The 1,209-nt window shown below is 46.0% G+C and carries 2 protein-coding genes; both read left to right on the top strand.

Annotated elements, in window-relative coordinates; translation table 11 throughout:
• On the top strand, positions 1-960 hold a 960-nt coding region (locus FPZ49_RS35215; RefSeq protein WP_144855400.1), incomplete at its 5' end, for an FAD-binding oxidoreductase.
• Between the two features lies 1 nt (position 961).
• The coding region (locus FPZ49_RS35220; RefSeq protein WP_144855402.1) for a 4Fe-4S dicluster domain-containing protein at positions 962-1,209 on the top strand (248 nt) is incomplete at its 3' end.

A 1,209-nucleotide genomic window follows, 5' to 3' on the forward strand; every position in this document is an offset into this window, starting at 1 on the left:
GGTGGACCGCGCGGATTAAAATACGGGGTAACTAAAGACTACGTACTCGGTCTCGAAATCATTACACCAGAAGGTGAACTTATACGCACAGGCGGATATACAGTAAAAAATGTAACGGGGTATGATTTGACTAAGCTGATTGTAGGCTCGGAGGGCACGTTGGGTATTATTACAAAAGCCTTTCTCCGTCTAATTCCCAAGCCTCCTGCTACAGAAACCATTATGGGCGTTTTCGATAATCTTGAAGATTCGGGACGCGCTATTTCGCGTATTTTAACATCTGGTATACTGCCTTCCAAAATTGAATTAATGGATCAAGCCTCCATTATTGCTGTCGAAAACTATGAGCCTTCCAATCTGCCTGTAGATGCTGAAGCGATTCTTTTAATCGAATTGGACGGTCATCCGAAAGCGGTCGAAGACGAAGTTCAGCAAGTGGAAGAGCTCTTTCAGCAGTTAGGTGCTAGAGAAGCGAGAATCGCACGAACTGAAGCGGAAAAAACGGAAATTTGGAAAGCAAGGAAGCTAGTTTCTCCCGCGATTGTGCGTATTAAGCCAACCAAAATTTCAGAGGACGCTACGGTGCCGCGCAGTCAAATTCCGGCGATGTTTGCTCGACTCAAGGAAATTCGTCAAAAATACGATATTAATTTAGTCGTATTCGGTCACGCAGGCGATGGTAATCTTCACCCGAATATCGTGTGCGATAAGCGAGATCATGATGAAATGCGGCGTGTTGAACTAGCTGTAGGCGAGATTTTCGAGGCTGCTATTCAGTTAGGCGGCACATTGTCAGGCGAACATGGTATTGGCACGATGAAAGCTCCTTTCATGGAGATGGAGCTCGGAACGGTAGGGCTCGATATGATGAAGCGCATTAAACAAGCGTGGGACCCGAATAACATTATGAATCCAGGTAAGGTGTTTCCTGAGCCAGGACAAAAATTGGAGCTGATCTAAAATGAATTCCTATCTCGATCAGTTGAAAAAAGAGTTTGCTTACGATAAGACGAATCAATGTGTACAGTGCGGCTATTGTCTACCGGCATGTCCAACCTATGCAACGATGGGCAAAGAAACGCACTCCCCGCGCGGACGAATTAACTTGGTGAAGATGGTGGGGGAGGGAAAGATTACTGATTTATCCGTGTTGGAAAATCCACTTGATTTGTGCTTGGGCTGCCGGGCTTGCGAAACGGCATGTCCTTC

Source organism: Paenibacillus cremeus (assembly GCF_007786445.1).
GTDB classification, from domain to species: Bacteria; Bacillota; Bacilli; order Paenibacillales; family NBRC-103111; genus Paenibacillus_G; species Paenibacillus_G cremeus.